General features: G+C 70.4%; 11 protein-coding genes. 8 read left to right on the top strand and 3 right to left on the bottom strand.

Annotated features, from left to right (window positions below):
* Positions 1-179 precede the first annotated feature (179 nt).
* From J5O08_RS00245 to J5O08_RS00225, 5 genes are all read left to right on the top strand, one after another.
* Positions 180-1097, top strand: a complete 918-nt coding sequence (locus J5O08_RS00245; protein WP_218704850.1) for a carbohydrate ABC transporter permease — start codon at positions 180-182, stop codon at positions 1095-1097.
* On the top strand, positions 1097-1915 hold the full coding sequence (locus tag J5O08_RS00240; protein ID WP_218704849.1) for a carbohydrate ABC transporter permease: 819 nt from the start codon (positions 1097-1099) through the stop codon (positions 1913-1915). Before J5O08_RS00245 ends, J5O08_RS00240 begins: the two co-directional genes overlap by 1 nt.
* Positions 1912-3276, top strand: a complete 1365-nt coding sequence (locus tag J5O08_RS00235; protein WP_218704848.1) for an ABC transporter substrate-binding protein — start codon at positions 1912-1914, stop codon at positions 3274-3276. Before J5O08_RS00240 ends, J5O08_RS00235 begins: the two co-directional genes overlap by 4 nt.
* Before the next feature lie 93 nt (positions 3277-3369).
* On the top strand, positions 3370-3996 hold the full coding sequence (locus tag J5O08_RS00230) for a heme utilization protein (RefSeq protein WP_218704847.1): 627 nt from the start codon (positions 3370-3372) through the stop codon (positions 3994-3996).
* A 52-nt stretch (positions 3997-4048) separates the two neighbouring features.
* Complete coding sequence (locus J5O08_RS00225) at positions 4049-5101, top strand: LacI family DNA-binding transcriptional regulator (RefSeq protein ID WP_218704846.1); 1053 nt, start codon at positions 4049-4051, stop codon at positions 5099-5101.
* 24 nt (positions 5102-5125) lie between these two features.
* On the opposite strand, the gene J5O08_RS00220 is transcribed toward J5O08_RS00225, so the two are convergent.
* The gene (locus J5O08_RS00220; RefSeq protein WP_218704845.1) at positions 5126-7525 is read right to left on the bottom strand and encodes a glycerophosphodiester phosphodiesterase family protein; all 2400 of its coding nucleotides are present in this window, start codon (positions 7523-7525) and stop codon (positions 5126-5128) included.
* Between the two features lie 473 nt (positions 7526-7998).
* On the opposite strand from J5O08_RS00220, the gene J5O08_RS00215 reads away from it, so the two are divergent.
* From J5O08_RS00215 to J5O08_RS00205, 3 genes are all read left to right on the top strand, one after another.
* Complete coding sequence (locus J5O08_RS00215; RefSeq protein WP_218704844.1) at positions 7999-8538, top strand: hypothetical protein; 540 nt, start codon at positions 7999-8001, stop codon at positions 8536-8538.
* Between the two features lie 113 nt (positions 8539-8651).
* The gene (locus J5O08_RS00210) at positions 8652-9302 is read left to right on the top strand and encodes a hypothetical protein (protein WP_218704843.1); all 651 of its coding nucleotides are present in this window, start codon (positions 8652-8654) and stop codon (positions 9300-9302) included.
* Positions 9303-9308: 6 nt separating this feature from the next.
* Positions 9309-12326 (top strand): GDSL-type esterase/lipase family protein, encoded by a 3018-nt coding sequence (locus J5O08_RS00205; protein WP_218704842.1) that lies wholly within the window; start codon positions 9309-9311, stop codon positions 12324-12326.
* Between the two features lie 238 nt (positions 12327-12564).
* On the opposite strand, the gene J5O08_RS00200 is transcribed toward J5O08_RS00205, so the two are convergent.
* Positions 12565-15993: a DEAD/DEAH box helicase family protein gene (locus tag J5O08_RS00200; RefSeq protein ID WP_218704841.1), complete on the bottom strand. Its 3429-nt coding sequence runs from the start codon at positions 15991-15993 to the stop codon at positions 12565-12567.
* Between the two features lie 92 nt (positions 15994-16085).
* Complete coding sequence (locus tag J5O08_RS21820; protein WP_218705016.1) at positions 16086-16286, bottom strand: restriction endonuclease; 201 nt, start codon at positions 16284-16286, stop codon at positions 16086-16088.
* Positions 16287-16302: the final 16 nt, after the last annotated feature.

Below are 16302 nucleotides of genomic sequence, written 5' to 3'. Positions count from 1 at the left end.
CGGAGCGCTATCGGATGTTGTCACATGCTACTCATCAGTGTACGGTCCGGAGCAAGCCGATCCGATTGCACCGGCGTTTACCGCCGATTGCCCGGATGTCCACTTCGACCCTGTTTGGGTGGACCGCAAAGCATTTGTGACTCCGCATTGCCGCGGAGACGGGACGACTCGGAGGATCCATGCAGCACGTCGTCGCGACCCGGTCCCCCAGGGGGCGCGCCGGGTCACGCAGCAGACCGCGGGCCTGGGCGTACTGGGCGCTCGCGCCCACCGTCGTGGCGCTGCTCGCGTTCAACTACTGGCCGCTCCTGCGGACGACCGTGCTGTCGTTCCAGAGCTCCGACCTGTTCGGCCGGCCGTCGGGCTTCGTCGGCGCGGACAACTACGCGAGCATGCTCGGCTCGCCGGACTTCCGGCGCACGCTGCTCGTCACGTCGCTGTTCGTCCTGCTGACGGTCGCGGGCAAGCTGCTGGTCGGGCTGGCGCTCGCCGTGCCGTTGTCCCGGCGGCTGCGCGGCACCGCGTTCTCCCGCGCGACGGTGCTGATCCCGATGGCCGTGTCCGCGGCCGTCGCCGGCCTCGCGTTCCGCGCGCTGATGAGCCCGACGTACGGGCTGCTCGACCAGATCGCCATCGCCCTGACCGGCCGGCCCGCGGGCTGGCTCACCGAGCCGACGATGGCCCTGGTGTCGATCGTGGTCGTCGACGTGTGGATCTCGATCGGGTTCGTGACCCTGCTGCTCATCGCCGCGATCGACGCGATCCCGGTCGACGTCGAGGAGGCGGCCGCGCTCGACGGGGCCGGCCGGATGCGGCTGCTGCGGTCCGTCACCGTCCCGCTGATCACGCCGACGCTGTTCTTCATCGTCGTCACGCAGTCGGTCCAGGCGATGCGCGAGTTCACGATCATCCAGGTGGTCACGGGCGGCGGTCCGGCCCGGGCCACGCAGACGCTGGTCTTCGACATCTGGGCCAAGGCGTTCGGCGGCACCGCCGACTACGGTGCGGCGTCGGCCCGCGGGATCATCCTGCTGGTCGTCATCGCGGTCCTCACCGCCGTGCAGTTCGGGGTCCTCGAGCGGCGGGTGAACTACTGATGCGCGCCCACCTGGCCCGCGGGGCCGTCATCGCCTACCTCGCCGTCGCCGCGCTACTCGTGGCGCTGCCCGTCCTCTACGTGCTGTTCGCCGCGCTCCGCCCGGGGCAGGCGCTGACCGGGACGTTCCGGGACGTGCTGCCGACCGGGTTCTCGCTGGAGAACTTCACGGCCGCGCTCGGCCGCGCGCCGATCCTGCGGCAGATGGTGAACTCCGGCGTCGTCACGCTCGCGCAGACCGCCGCGCAGGTGGTCACCGCGCTGCTCGCGGCGTACGCGCTGGTGTTCGGCCGGCTGCGCCGACCCAACCTGGTGTTCGCGTTCATCCTGCTCACGATGATGATCCCGGGCGAGACCATCCTCGTCGCGAACTACCTGACCATCCGGTCGCTCGGGCTGTTCGACACCGTCGTCGCGGTGTTCCTGCCGTTCCTGGTCTCCGCGTACAACGTCTTCCTGCTCCGGCAGACGTTCCTGTCGTTCCCCAAGGAGATCGAGGAGGCGGCCGTCGTCGACGGCGTCCGCCCGATGCGGTTCCTGTTCGGGTTCCTCGTGCCGCTCTGCCGGCCGACCGTCGTCACCGTGACGCTCATGGCCGCGATCGCGGCGTGGAACGGCTACCTCTGGCCGCTCGTGGTGTCCGAGACGCCGGCGTCGAGAACCGTCCAGGTCGGCATCAAGATCCTCACCGACGAATCCGGCACCGACCTCGGTGCGTCGCTCGCCGGTGTGACCATCGCCGCCATTCCCACCATCGTCCTCGTGCTCCTCGGCCAGCGTTTCCTGGCCAAGGGCCTCACGCAGGGCGCCGTCAAATGAGGAAGGGATTCACCACCATGCGAGAAATCAGGAAGCGCGGGTTCGTCGGTGCCCTCGCGGTGGGCGCCCTGGCGCTGTCCGCGTGCGGGTCGTCCGACGAGCCGTCGACGTCCGACCCCACCGGGGACACCGGCAGCGGCGGGGCGGTGACCCTCGACTTCTGGTACTCGGTGTCGGGCGTGCCGGCCGACACCCTGACCGCGCTCGTCGACGAGTTCAACGACGCCCACGACGACATCACCGTGAACGCCGTCTTCCAGGGCAGCTACGTCGACTCGATGGCCAAGCTGACCAACGCGGTGCAGTCCGGCGACCTGCCGGACGTCATCCAGGGCGGCGACACGTTCTCGACCTACCTGCACGACACCGGGCTCACGATCGCGCCGGGCGAGGTCGCGGCCGTCGACGGGACCGTGTTCGACGGCGAGGACCTGGTGCCGGTGCTCGCGAACTACTACACGTTCGACGGCGTGCTGTCCTCGGTGCCGATCATGGTGTCCCAGCCGGTGGTGCTCTACAACGCCGCCCTGCTGGAGGAGGCGGGCGTCGACCCGGCGCAGGTGCCGTCGAGCATCACCGACCTGTTCGACGTCGCCGCCGAGGTGCACGCCGCGACCGGCACCGCCGGGCTCACGGTGTTCCTCGACCCGTGGTGGTCCGAGCAGTTCAGCGCCTCGGAGGGGCTGACGTACTGCACGCCCGACAACGGCGTGGGCTCCGACCCGGCGGATGCGTTCGTGCTCACCAGCGACACCCAGATCGGGATCTGGGAGCACTTGCAGTCCCTGGTCGCGAGCGGCGCGATGCTCAACACCGGCACGGACGGCAGCGCGTCGCTCACCGCGTTCGCCTCCGAGCAGGCCGCGATCATGATCCAGTCCTCGCGGATCTTCGGCGACGCCGAGCGGGCCGCGGAGTTCGAGTTCGGCACCTGGCCGCTCCCGGTCGGCAGCCCCGACGGCGGGGCCGTCCCCGGCGGCAACTCCGTCTGGCTGATCGACGAGGGACGGTCCGCCGACCAGCTCGCCGCCGCGGCGACGTTCGTCCAGTACCTGGCGTCGCCCGAGATCCAGGCGCGGATCTTCGTCGAGACCGGCTACCTGCCGACCTCGCAGGAGGCGCTCGACTCGCTGCAGGGCGAGGTCACGGACGTGCAGCAGGTCGCGCTCGACCAGCTCGCCCGCACCACCGACTCCGTCCCCAGCGCCGGCTGCCACACCGGCGCGATGAACGAGGCCCGGGAGGCGGTGAAGAGCGCCGTCGAGGCGGTCGTCGGCGGTGCCGACGTCCGGGCCACCTGGGAGGACGCGGAGGCCCGCGGCAACGCGGCCATCGCCGACTACCTCGACCGGCTCGGCTGACCACTCGACCACCTGACCGCCGTGGGCCCGGGCGTCCGACTCCCCCGGTCCGGGCCCACGGCCCCACCCCCTGCGAGAGCGAAGCGAGCACCCATGACCGAGCCCGTCTACGGCGTCTTCCTCATCCCCGACCCGGCGACCTCCGCGGCCGTCACCAGCATCACCCTGAGCGTCGAGCGGCAGTTCGGCTTCGTCTCCGCCGGGAGGTTCCCGCCGCACGCGACGCTCGCCGGCTCCGTGCCGATCCGGGCCGCGGTGCCGGAGATCGTCGCCGCGCTCGACCCGGTGCTGCGCGACCGGCCCGGGTTCGCGGTGCACCACTCCGGGATCGTCCGGCACGGCGCCGCCGTCACCTACGACGTCGACCGGCTGCCCGACGGCACCCGCAACCTCGCGCTCGCCGACCTCGCGGCGGACGTCAACGCCGCGCTGACGCCTCTGGCGCACGCCATCGACGCGCTGCTCGTGTCGCCGTTCCGGCCCGGCCTGTTCCGCGCGCACATCTCGCTCGCCTCGCACGAGATGAACACCCAGCCGGAGCTCGCCGACCAGGTCGAGGCCTTCGTCCGCGCCGTCCCCGCGCCGGCAGTCCCGGCGTCGTTCCCGGCCTCGCTCGTCGGGCTGTACGAGTTCCGCTCCGCCGGCTGGACCGGGCACTGGTGGGAGACGCTGACCTGGCGTCACCTGCGCACCTGGCGGCTCGCCGACCCGCGGCGCTGAGTGCCGGCCCGCGCGGGTCCCCCGCCGGCGGCCGCGCCCTAGCATGGGCGCCGTGAGCAGCACCTCGGGCGGGCCGGCCGCGCGCCGCCCGTTCACCGAGGCCGACCTCGCGGTCCGGCTCGGCGTCTCCCGGGCGACGGTGTCCCGCGCACTGCACGGCACCGGCCGCGTCTCGCTCCCCACCCGCCGGCGGGTGCTCGAGATGGCCGAGCGCATGGGCTACGTGCCCAACGTGATGGCCAGCGAGCTCGCCGCCGGCCGCACCCGGACCGTCGGGCTGCTGCTCCGCGACTCCTACAACCCCGCCTACGGCCTGCTGCACGCGCGGCTGCAGTCCGAGGCGCACCGGGTCGGCATCGAGATCCTGACCGTCACCGCGACCGGCGACGTCGGGGCGTCCCGGCAGATCGCCGGGCTGACCCGGCTGCTCGGGATGCGGGTCTCCGGGCTCATCGTCGCGACCGGCGACGTGCCGTCGGAGCGGCTGCTGCCGTTCCGGGAGGCGGTGCCGATGATCCGCGCCGGGCGGCCCGAGTCCGACCCGGAGATCCACGCCGTCACCTACGACGAGGAGCACCACGCGGCGCTGGTCGTGTCGCACGTGCTCGGGCGGGGGCACCGGAGCGTGGCCGTGCTGACGCCGTCGCGGGAGGTGTCGCTGCCGGAGTCCGTGCGGGCCACGGCGATGGCGCGGCTCGCGCTGGCCGGCGGGGCGTCGGTGTCGGCCGTGTCGGTGCACCGGAACTCGGACGGGATCGCCGAGGCGCTCGGGCTCGTCGAGGCCGGCGAGGTGACGGCGGTGCTGTGCCCGACGGACCTGCGGGCGCTGGAGGTGCTGCGGGCGGCGCAGGCGCGGGGGCTGTCGGTGCCCGGGGACGTATCCGTGACCGGGTGCGACGGGGTGCTGCCGGGGCTGGACCTGATTGGGCTGACCTCGGTGCGGCTGCCCGTCGAGGAACTGGCGACGCGGGTGGTGGGGCATCTCGTCGGGCTGATGCGGGAGGGCGGGGGCGACGTCGTGCACGAGTCGCTACGCGGGGCTCTCGTGGAGCACGGCTCGGTGGGAGCTGCTCCACCCGCAGGCGCGGGGCCCGGCCGGCGCTGACACCGACCGGGCCCCGCGCACCACTCAGGGCGCGCGCCGGTTGCTCCCCACGTCCAGGAAGTACGCGATGCGCACCGCGTGCGGACTGGTGCCCCCGATCGTCCGGCTGTTCCGGCGGTTGAGGTCGGTCGACCAACCGTCGAGCTGTGCCGTCCCGTGCGACAGCGACATGTCCGGGAGGACCCGACGTCCGGTGAAGTCGGTCCGGACGTGCAGCGGCCGCGCGCCGGCAACCACGTCCCTCGACAACGGGATGAACTGGTCGGGCGCCACCGTCACGGCGTCGGACCGTTCCACCCAGAACAGTCGCCGCGTCTCCATCAGGTCGCCGCGGTTGCACCGGTCCCCGGGGGCGGGAGGGCCCGACGAGTAGCCGCAGAGCGTGCCGTGCACCCGCCACGTGTCGTTGCTGAGCAGCGTCGCGGAGAAGTCGCTGGCGACCGCCCACTGGCGGGAGACGGTGTAGTGGATGCGGACGGGCGTGCCGTCGGTCAGCCAGACGTCCTCGGTGTAGGTCCCGTCCGGATGGTGCTCGGGGAGGATGATCAGCCGGGAGGCCGTGTTCCGGTCCTGATCAGGACGGTCGGACCACCGCCACGAGACGTCGATCCAGAGCTGGGTCTGCCCGTACGTCGCGACGCCGCGGGCGTTGGGCGCGGTCCGCGAGTCCAGGACCATCTCATGGTCCGCCATCGTCGCCGGCACCGGGCCGTTGCGCTCCGTCACCCTGACCCGGGCGGTGGCGTGCCACGTGCTCGCCTCGTTGACCGGCCTGACGCTGACCTGGATGTACTTGAGCAGCGACGGGATGTGGCGCGACTCCGGGTGGATCAGCGAGTTCATCTCCAGGTCAGGCTCGTTGGGGGTGACGCGGTTGTCGCCGGTGTCGAGCAGCTTCCCGCGGGCCTTGAAGTACGCGTCGATGCTGTCCGTGTCGTCGGCGGTGAGGAACGTCGCCCCGATGTCCTCCAACCACGGAAGCAGCATGCGCTGGTCGTTCTGCTCGGCGTCGACGTCCTGCGTGCTGCCCGGGTCGATCCGGTCCCGCAGGGCGTAGCAGCAGCGCGAGTTGTTGTTGAAGTACGCCTCCCGCGGGGTGACCGGCACGGTGCTCTTGCCCGCGTCGACGTTCGGCAGCACCTGGTCCCAGGTGAACGTCGACGGGTCGCGGAAAAACACCCAGTCCGGGATCGGGACGAACTGGCCGAGCGGCTTGTTCCGCTTCCGGACGATCTCGACCGCGCTCGCCATCGTCCCCGGCGGCGCCGTCGCGTCGCCGGCAGCCGTGTAGTACTCGACGCCGTGGAACGCCGGTCCCTCCGGGTTCCCGTTCCGGCGCACCAGGTGGCTGTAGGACGTGGAGTCCTTCATGGTGACCTCGACCGACAGCATCCGGTCCTGCGGTCGGGTGGCAGCCCAGGACGTCACCACGGCGTCGACGAAGGACGGGCTCACGCCGATCTGCTTCGCGATCTGCGCGGAGAGCTGCACCTGGCTCAGCGGGATCGCCGGCAGCCCCGGCACCTCGCGCACCGCCTCCGACCAGTCGTGGAACGTGCCGAAGACCGACATGCGGAACTTGAGCACGACGCGGTCGAAGATGCCCGCGTCGGGGTGCCGCTGGTGGAAGGCCACCAGGTGCTCCACGGCTTCGAGGACCTCGCGCTGGGACGTCGCCTGGTCCGCCGACGAGTTCTTGATCTCGACGTAGAGCAGAGAGCGGCCTCCCACCCGCACGTAGTGCTCGAGGAACTCGTCGAAGCTCGGGACCTTGACGCCCGCCTGCGGCTGGCGCGCGATGTTGACGAGGTCCCGCTGCTGCAGCTCCGCCCAGGTCGTCGCGCCGAGGGCGGCGTTGGGTCCGGTGTTCTGCTCGGGGTCGTACGTCGGCTCCAGCATCTTGCCGAGGTGGGTGTCGTGGAACATGACGAGCGTGCCGTCGGCCGTCCTCCGGAGATCCGTCTCCACGCCGGCGCGGCAGCGCAGGTACGACTTCTCGAACGCCGGGAGGCTGTTCTCCGGGGTGCGCGCGTCGAAGTCGCCGCGGTGGCGGACCGTCGTGAACTGCTGGCGGCCGCCGAGGTCCTGGAGCGTGCTGAGGATCTCGGCGGAGGTCTTGGTGCACTCGCGGTCGATCTGGTTCGCGACGTCGGTCGCGGAACGACCGGACTGCTCGAGATCGGTGGGCTGGGTCTGGGCAGGAGCGTCGTCAGGGCTCGCTTCGGTGATCGGGTCGCCGGGTCCCTTGTCGGGTGGGAGGACGGGTTGCGGCTCCGGGTCTGCGCTGGTGGCGGCCGGTGCCGTCGTGGTCGGGTCTGGGGTCGGTGCGGCGACCGCGGCGATCGTGCCGGTGCTCAGCAGAGCGAGGACGACCGCGACGGCGAGCGTCGACCGTGGCCGTCGGCGGGCGGGGTGCGGGTGCATGGCGTGCTCCTCGGGTGGGAGACGTCTGCCCGTCCGGTACGCCGGGCGCGCGAGGCGCCGCGGTGTGGCGGACGGTCCACGCCATACCGATCGGGTTCCGTGACCCTCGAACCGGGTCGCTTCGCCGTTCTCCCGAGGCCCCCCATGGCCGCGGAACCGCGGCGCCCCGCTGCGGCGGGCGGGGTGCTGCGGTGCAGGGACACGCGGGTGCGCGTCCTCTGTCGACGCTAGCGGTGGGTGGGCGCTGTGAGAAGGCTGTGGCGCGAGGTGCTACTCATTCGGCGCGGGTCCGCAGCCTGCCGGAGCACGCAATCCGACCTTGGGTGGTCCGTGCGGCGTCGATCCTGGGTCGGTCGGGCTCCCAGAGCCGAGACGCCGAGCGACGCGTGGAGGTGCGATCCGTGCCGGAAGTGACCGCTCCCCCGCCCCGGGGGCTTCCCGCAGCCGGCGTCGTCAGCGTCGTCCTTGGACCCGTGCCCACGGCGGTGCTGACGTTCGTGGTGGCCCTCCGCGTGTTCGGCGTCCCCCACCCCGGCGTGGCGGTGCCGGCGGCCGCGTGCGTCGGGGCTGCGCTCGGCGTCGTGCTCGCGGTGCGCGCGCTCCGCGGGCCCGGGTCCGTCGCGCGCCGCGAGACCCTCGTGCTCGTCCTGGTCGCCCAAGCGGTGTGCTTCGCCGTCCTCTGGTGGACAGACATCCCGCCGACCGTCGTCATGGGGTTCGTCCACCTCGGACTCGCCGGGGTGACCGCCCTGATCGCGCCGTTCATCCGGCTGTGGGGGCACGGATTCGTCCTCGGTGCGCTCGTCGGGGTCGGACGCATGCTCGACCTGGCGCCGGCCCCGGTGTGGCTGGTCGCGTCGCTCGCGGTCATCGCGCTCGCCTTCGCGCACCTCGCGCTCGGCAAGCAGCCACCTGGGCGCGCGATCATCAGCCCGCTGCTCGGGTTCGTCGCGGGGTGCGTCGGCGGCATCGTCGGCATGCTCGTCGCGATGGTCATCTGGAGCGCCGGGTGACCGGCGTCGGGCCCGTTCCGGACCGGCCTGCCGGGCGCCGCCCGCCCGGGGGTCGTCGCTCGCCGCGGCGGCGGGCGTTGCAGCGGGTCGCCGCGGCCGTGATCGTGCTGGTGGTGACCGCAGCGGTGTGGTCCGCGGTCGCCCGGGCCGAGAAGGACCGGACCGAGCGGCAGATCGCCACCGTCCACGACCTGCTGCGCGGGGACGACTACACGATGTACGAGCAGCGGCCCGGTCCGGAGAGCTGGCTGTCGATGTTCCGGCCCAACGTCGGGCGGTGGGGGTGGTTCGCCACGTCCCGGTCGGTCGACGAGCTGCTGCGCGACATCCGTTCGGCGGCCGGGGCGGCGTCGCTGGACGAGCCGTACTGCGTCGGTCCTGAGCAGACACGACGCGAGGACGGGACCGCCCTCGTCAGGGTCCCGGAGTACATCCACGCCTGCGACCTCACCCTCGGCGGCAAGCCGTTCGGCTCGATCGAGCTGGACCCGTACGACGAGTTCGACACCACCTATGTGACGTTCGGTATCGGGCCTGATGCCGACGTCATGTACCTCCGTGAGCAGGTGGAGCACGAGGGCGACGAGCCGTGGACGCCGGAACCCGTCGGGGTGATCTCCCCCGCCGACGTCGTGCGCGGGTCTCTCCGTGCCGACGTCGTCTCGGCGTTCGTGGTGGCGGTCGGGTCGAGCGCCACGGCGTCTGGTGTGGTCGTCCTGGTCCGCCGGCGGCGGGACAGCGGTAGGGCCACAGCGAAGGACTAAGGGCCCATGGACGGCGAGGTACGGCTCTGGCTAGGTTTCCGGCGAGCAACCGGTCCCCCGGCCGGTCGCTCGCGACGTCGACGGAGTTCCGCGCTAAGGCCGCCAGGTCAGGACCGCCGACTCGTCGCGGGAGCACGCGGCACGACGCCGCATCGCTGCCGCGCAGCCGCACGAGGGATGTCACACCACGAGGACGGCAGGTCGGCCCTGCCTCGTCCTCGCCGTCCCGCAGGGAGCTTCCCCGTGCGTTCTCAACCCTTCATCGCCGCGCTCGCGACGCTGACTCTGGCCGCCGGACTCGGCGTCGTCGCCGCTCCCCCCACCGATGCGCGCGCAGACGGACCGACATCGCCTGCGCCCCGCCTCGACGTCGCCTTCCCAGGAGAGCAGCAGCGAGTGTCGGGCGGGGACGTCCCGTTCCACGGGACGGTCCGGCTCGACGACACGACCGACCAGATCACCCGCGTCCAGTTCGTCGTGGACGTCTCCGACTCCACGCGCTCGCCGCTGCAGGACTGCAACGGAGACGGGATCCGCGACGCGCTGGACGACTTCAACGGCGACGGCCGATTCGGCGACGTGCTCGACTGCCAGATCTCCGCGGTCGTCGCGCTCAACGCCGATCTTCGCGGCGTCCCGGGCTCAGCCGAGCACATCCGCGTCGGGCTGACCGCGTTCGGGACCGCTGCCGCGGTTGCCCAGATGGTGCCCGACGCGGACATCGACGCTGCCCTCGACAACGCGACGTTCATCGCGCCCGGCACCACCGGCACAGGTACCGACGTGATCCCGAACGTGAACGTCGTCGCAAGCTCGCTGCGTGTCGGGTTCGTCGGCGAGTACGCCCCGCAGACCGTCGTCGCCGGAACCAACTTCGACGCCGCCGTCCGGGCTGCGCTGGACACGCTCGAGCCGTACAGCGGGCCACGGTGGGTCTTCTTCCTGTCCGACGGCCAGGCCACCGTCAGCCAGAGCACGTTGGACCGCGTCGCGGCGTCCGGGATCGGAGTGCGGACCTTCGCCGTCGGGAGCGGCGCCGGCACCTTCCCCTGCTCGGCCAGCTCAGCGCTCGCCAAGATCGCCGCGGCCGGATCCGACGCGTGCGTGCACGTGCTCGACCCGTCCTCGTTGACGAGCTCGCTCGTCACATCGCAGCCCGGGTGGCTGCGCTCGGTCGAGGTCGAAGTCGGTGGACGTACCGTCCTCGCGGACATCGATCCGATCGGCGGCTGGTCGGTCGTCGTCCCCGGGCTGGAGCCGGGTCGTCACCAGGCCACGGTGACGGCGACCCTGACCGACGGCCGGACGGTGACCCGCATCCGCGGGTTCCGCGTCGCCGACCACATCTCCTACGTCGCACTCGGCGACTCGTACGCGTCCGGGGAGGGCATCCCGCCCTACCTCCAAGGGCCGCAGGACAACCTGTGCCACCGCTCGACCGGCTCGTGGCCGGGGATGGTCTCGCTGCCCGACTCCACCGTCTCGCTCTCCCAGCGCACGGACGCCGAGTTCCAGTTCCTCGCGTGCTCGGGAGCGCGCATCGTCAACCTCGACACCACCCCGCAGCCCAAGCAGATGTGGTCCGGAGGACGACCCGAGATCCCGCTGCAGCTCGATCTCCTCAAGCGAGACGCGGACCTCGTGACGCTGAGCATCGGCGGCAACGACCTCGGCTTCGCGCCGATCGTGACGCACTGCTTCACCACCCTGGTCTGCCAGGACCACGGCTTCATCACGACCTCGTCCGGCACGCACGTCAGCCTGGACGACTGGACGGCGATCCGGCTCGCGCTCATCGGCAACGAGCTCACCGGCAGCTATCAGGCGATCCGGTCGCGTGTCAGCGCCGACACCGCGGTGGTGGTGACCACGTACCCACGCCTGGTGAGCGACTGGGACCGGGCCCACGCAGCGTGCAGCCCTCTCCTGCTCTCGGGGGACGAGCGGCGATGGCTCCGTCGTCAGGTCGACACCTTCGCAGAGATCGTGCACGACCGTGCACGCCGAGCAGGAGCGGACGTCCACGTCGCCGACCTGCGGAACGACTTCGAAGGGCACAACTTCTGCGACTCGGACTCCGTGATCATCGGGCCGACCCTGTGGCGGCTGACCGAAGTGGGTTTCAGCCCGCTCAGCGCGGCGAGCTTCCACCCGAACTCGCGCGGGGCGCGGCTCTACTCGCTCGCTGTCAACGACACCTTGCGCTACGACGTCGACGTCCCGGGTACGAGCCGCGCCCAGGCCGTCACCACGGCCCAGGCGAGCGGCACGCCGCAGCCGGCCACCGTCGCCCGCGCCTCGCTTGCGTCCGCGGCGCCGGTCGTCACCACCAGCCGCACGACCCCCGTCGCCCGGACGGCCCCCGATCCGGTGACGGACCCTGACGGACTGCTCGGGAGCTATCCCGACGACGTGGTGAGCGCGGTAGGGAGCACGACCTTCGCGGAGGTCGCGCTGGCGAACGGAGCCGCCCTCGACGGGTTCCCTGCCTGCGACCACGTGGTGTCACACGAGGTCGTGCCGCTGCTGGCTCAGGGGTTCGCCCCCGGCAGCACGGTGACGGCGACCACCAGGGCGGTCGGGCACGACGGCACGGAGTCCGACGCCGTCACCAGCGAACACGAGGTCGGTGAGGACGGGCGGCTGATCTCCGAGATCGTCGCGCCGTCGATTGCCGAAGACGGGATGCTCACGGTGAGTCTGTCCGGGGTGGGGCCGGGCGGTGGACCGGCGGTGGGTACCGCGCTCGCCAGCACGTCCGACGACCCCGAGTGCGTGGCGTTGGTGGAGGCGGCGGGACGTGTTGCGCCTGAGGGGGCGCCGAGTGAACCGGTCAGCACTGCGCCCGCCGTTCCGGAGGCGGGTGTTGAGGCGGTCGCGAGCATCGACGGGACTGCCTCCCGTGGTGGTCTGGCGCTGACCGGTGTCTCGCTGGTCGTGGCGATCTTGATCGCGACGCTGGGAGTTGGGTGTGCGGGTGCCCTGCTCGTGCGGCGCGTTCTAGGTGCCTCGACGCGAGCGTGAGCCGGCGTGGGTGCATCATTCCCCGAGGGCCAGGCGACGTCCCCGCGGATGTCGACGCGCGATCCGTGAGCTGGCGATGCACCAGCCCGTGGTGCGGGCACAGGGCACGTGGGTCTGGAGGCGGAGTGTGACGTGGTAGCCGGTGCAGGTGACCAGCGTCGGTGGCGTTCTCGCTGGTCGACCACCCGCGCGAGGTGGACTTCATGGACGGGCGGGCGCAGCGTGTCGAGACGAACGTCTAGGACGCGGCCGTGACCTCGGCCGAAGCGTTGAGGTCTTGGATCGTCTTGACGATCTGGTCGATCTGATCGCTCTCGAAAACATCCTCCGGGCCACCAGGAGCGTCGTCGGTGAAGGGCGGCGCCCACAGCACGTCAACCTTCATGACGCCGTTGTAGGTGAGGTTCTCCACCACGAGGTGCACGAAGTCGATCTGCTCCGCCGTGTAGATCGTCCCAGCGAGGAACTCGGCGAACGCCTCCTCGACGGCCGCTCGCTCGAGGCCAACCAGGGACCGGATGAAGACGCCAAGCCCGCCCTCGGAAGCCTTGGCCTCGGCGATCTCGACGTCGGTTCCGGCGCCAGACTCTGAGAGCATCCGCTCGAGCTCTTTGAGGTCGGTCGGTGTGAGCTGTCGTCCGCGCCGCACCTTCTGCAGCGCGGTGTGATCCTCGTGGGCGCGCAGGTAGGTGCGGGCCTTCTCGCGGAAGCGCTCGGGGTCAACGCCGACGTGCGGACGGCCGAGGTCGACGGTTTCGAACGGCCCGAGAGTGTCTTCGAAGTTGGTGTAAATGATCGGCTGCTTGGTGCGCGCTAGCAGCCGGACTAGCGAACGCACGCGCCGACGCGCGAGCTCCAGCATGGGGACCGTGACGTCGACCCACCACTCGTCGCCGGCGAGGTCGTCGAGCAGCACGGCCTGAGTCTTGATCTGCGGGATGTTGGTCTGCTCAAGCAGGCCGGACGCGATGGCCTGGACCTGACGGCGCAGCCGGTCGGTGGCCAGCGTCGGATCGAGCGCGCCAAGCTGAAGCTTAAGCATCGTCAGGTCGAACCGCTTAGCCTTCTCGTCCTCGTCGATGACCGTGGTGGGCAGACCGGCCAGGTGCTCGACGACGTCACGGGCGCTCTGCTCGTCGAGCCCCGCCCACGCCTCGCGCGCGCCGAACCGCTCTACCCACGGTCGGTGAGGGCGGACGACGAAGTTGTCCAGCGTCATGCCGGCGACCGTCTCGTGCAGCGCGTCCCTGAGGTCCTCGCGCAATGCGGGCAGCGCAGTCGTTCCGTCGTCGCTCTCGGCCGCCGTAGTGTCGCCGGTCAACTTCTCGACACCAAGGAGCAACTCGACCTGGGCGGTGAAGATCTGCTGTGACACCGATTGCTGGACCGAACCCTCGTGCCCGGTGGGGTTCTGCCCGAAGTACTCGAGGTTCTGGCAGAAGTCGAAGACGTAGAACTCCTCCTTGTCCTGTCCGGGCGCGAACAGGTTGGGCCGCAGACGGGTGCCGCGACCGATCATCTGCCAGAACTTCGACGACGACCGGACGATCTTAAAGAAGACGAGGTTGGCGACGTCGGGCACGTCGATTCCGGTGTCCAGCATGTCGACGCTGACCGCGATGTGCGGGGCCTTGTCGGGTGTAGAGAAGTCGTCGATCAGGGACTGCGCATATGTCGTCGAGTAGGTGATGACGCGCGCCCACTCCCCCTTGTACTGCGGATAGGCGAGGTCGAATCGCTCGGCGATGAACCGCGCGTGGGCGTCGTTCTTGGCGAAGATGATCGTCTTGGCGATCCGGTCACCGCCCGCGACGCGCACGCCGTGGGTCATGAGGGTCTGGAGCACCTTGTCGACTGTGTCTGTGTTGAACAGCCACTTGTTCACTGCGTCCGGATCGACTTCGTCCGGGGGTCCGTCCTCGCCCCACTCCAGGTCGTCCCACTCGTCCTTCTCCGCTTCGGAGAGTTCGGCATACCGGATGCCCTCTCTTTGGAACTTCAGCGGTACCGAGATGGGCGTGGGCGGCACCAGGTACTGGTCAGCCACGGCCTGCTCCAGGGAGTAGGTGTCGGTAGGCACGCCGTTCTCGAGGTGAAACAGCTCGTACGTGTTGCGGTCGATCTCGTCCTTCGGTGTGGCAGTCAGGCCCACAAGCAGCGCGTCGAACCAGTCGAACAGCGCTCGGTACTTCTGGTAGACCGACCGGTGCGCCTCATCGATGATGACTAGGTCGAAGAACCCGGGTCCGAACTTGCGGGTGCCCTCCGACCGAGTGTCGATGAGATTCATCATCGTCGGGTATGTGGAGACGAAGACGCGCCCCTCACCATGCCGTTCAGTCACGAGATTGACCGGTGACGAGTCCGGAAGATACTCCTTGAACGCGTTCACCGCCTGAGTCACGAGTGCCACCCGGTCAGCGAGGAACAGCACCCGCCGCGCCCAGCCGGCCTTCATGAGCTGGTCGACGAGAGCGACGACAGTGCGGGTCTTGCCCGACCCCGTCGCCATGACCAGAAGCACCTCGCGCTGGTTGTCCTTCTCGAACGCACGATCGATCGCCCGGATCGCGCGCAGCTGGTAATACCGCCCGGCGACCTCTTCGTTGATCGGCGATGTCAGCAGGCTCGTGCGGCTCCCGCGCCGTCCCACGAGGTACTCCAGCTCGTCCTGCGTGCGGAAGCCCGCGACCTTTCTGGGCGCGTAGCCGGCACCGGCGTGGTCGTCCCACATCCAGTGCACGTGGCCATTGGTGTAGTAGACGACCGGGCGGCGCCCGTACTGGGATTCGAGCGAGTCGGCGTAGAGCTTGCCCTGCTGCTGCCCCACCTGAGGGTTGCTGCGCGTGCGTTTGGCCTCCACCACGGCCAACGGACGCCCGTCGGCGCCCCAGAGCACGTAGTCGACGAACCCGACGCCTTGGGCGTTAGGCATCTCGGCGACCTCGTGCTCGATCGTGTACGCCGCGCTCCCATCGACGGCGTCGAGCGTCCAGCCCGCTTCTTCGAGCAGCGTGTCGATGAACAGATCACGGGTTGTGGCTTCGTCGTAATCGTGGGCGTCCGGGAGAGTCTGGTTCGCGGCTTTGGCGGCAGCGACCTGCGCCTGCACGGACGCGAGCTGCGCCTCTAGGGCTGCGGTTTTCGCTGCGGCGGCCGCGAGCTGCCCGTCCTTGCTCTCCAGGTCGGCAGCGAGGGACAACAGCTGCGCCTGAGTCTTGACCTTCGTCGCCGCCGGGTCGGGCAGCGAGGCGATGTCGAACTGCAGGCTCGCCGGCACGCTCCCCGGGCGCTGGGTGTACGTGCGGGCGTACCAGTAGAGGACGTGGAAGAGCTGCTGCAGGGTCGCGACCGCGTCCTGCGCCGAAGCGGGTCGTGTCGAGTGGACGGCGGAGTTGCCCTTCTTGCGGACGATCTCCATCTTCGCTTGAACATCGTTGCCCACGAGGCGTCGAAGGGTCGGCTCGTGGATCATCCCCGACAGATCCGCCTTGTAGGGCTGCTTCAGGGAGGCGTCGTACTGGAAGACCCAGGCGAGGGCGACCTCAAGGGCGCGTCGCGAGTAGAAGCACGACGTGCGCGGGTCCACCCTGGCGAACTGCTCGGCGCGGGCGGCCTCCGTGAACACCGACGGAAATTCGTCCCTCAAGAACCCGAAGTTGGTCACATGCTCCCCTGAGTGCGGCGCCGTCATCGATCACCCGAAGCATGGCAGAACCCGGACGCGGAGTGCTGGAGGCGAGGTGAGGGAGTGCGGGCCTACACGAAGAAGTCCTCGTCGACCACGACGATTTGCACGGTTCGCCGGACTTGGGTCCCAACCCGATAGCGGATCATGAGCTTGGCGAACTCCCGCCGGTCGACGAGCACGACACTCGTGCTGCTCCGATCCGCGGCATCTTCAGCGTCTTTCGCGAAGCGGCTCGTGGTGAAGAAGACCCCGACGCTCGCCCGCTGGATGTCGACCGAGCCTGAC

Source organism: Cellulomonas sp. PS-H5, from assembly GCF_019265565.1.
Lineage (GTDB): Bacteria > Actinomycetota > Actinomycetes > Actinomycetales > Cellulomonadaceae > Cellulomonas.
This window is presented reverse-complemented; position numbering and strand designations above follow the sequence as displayed.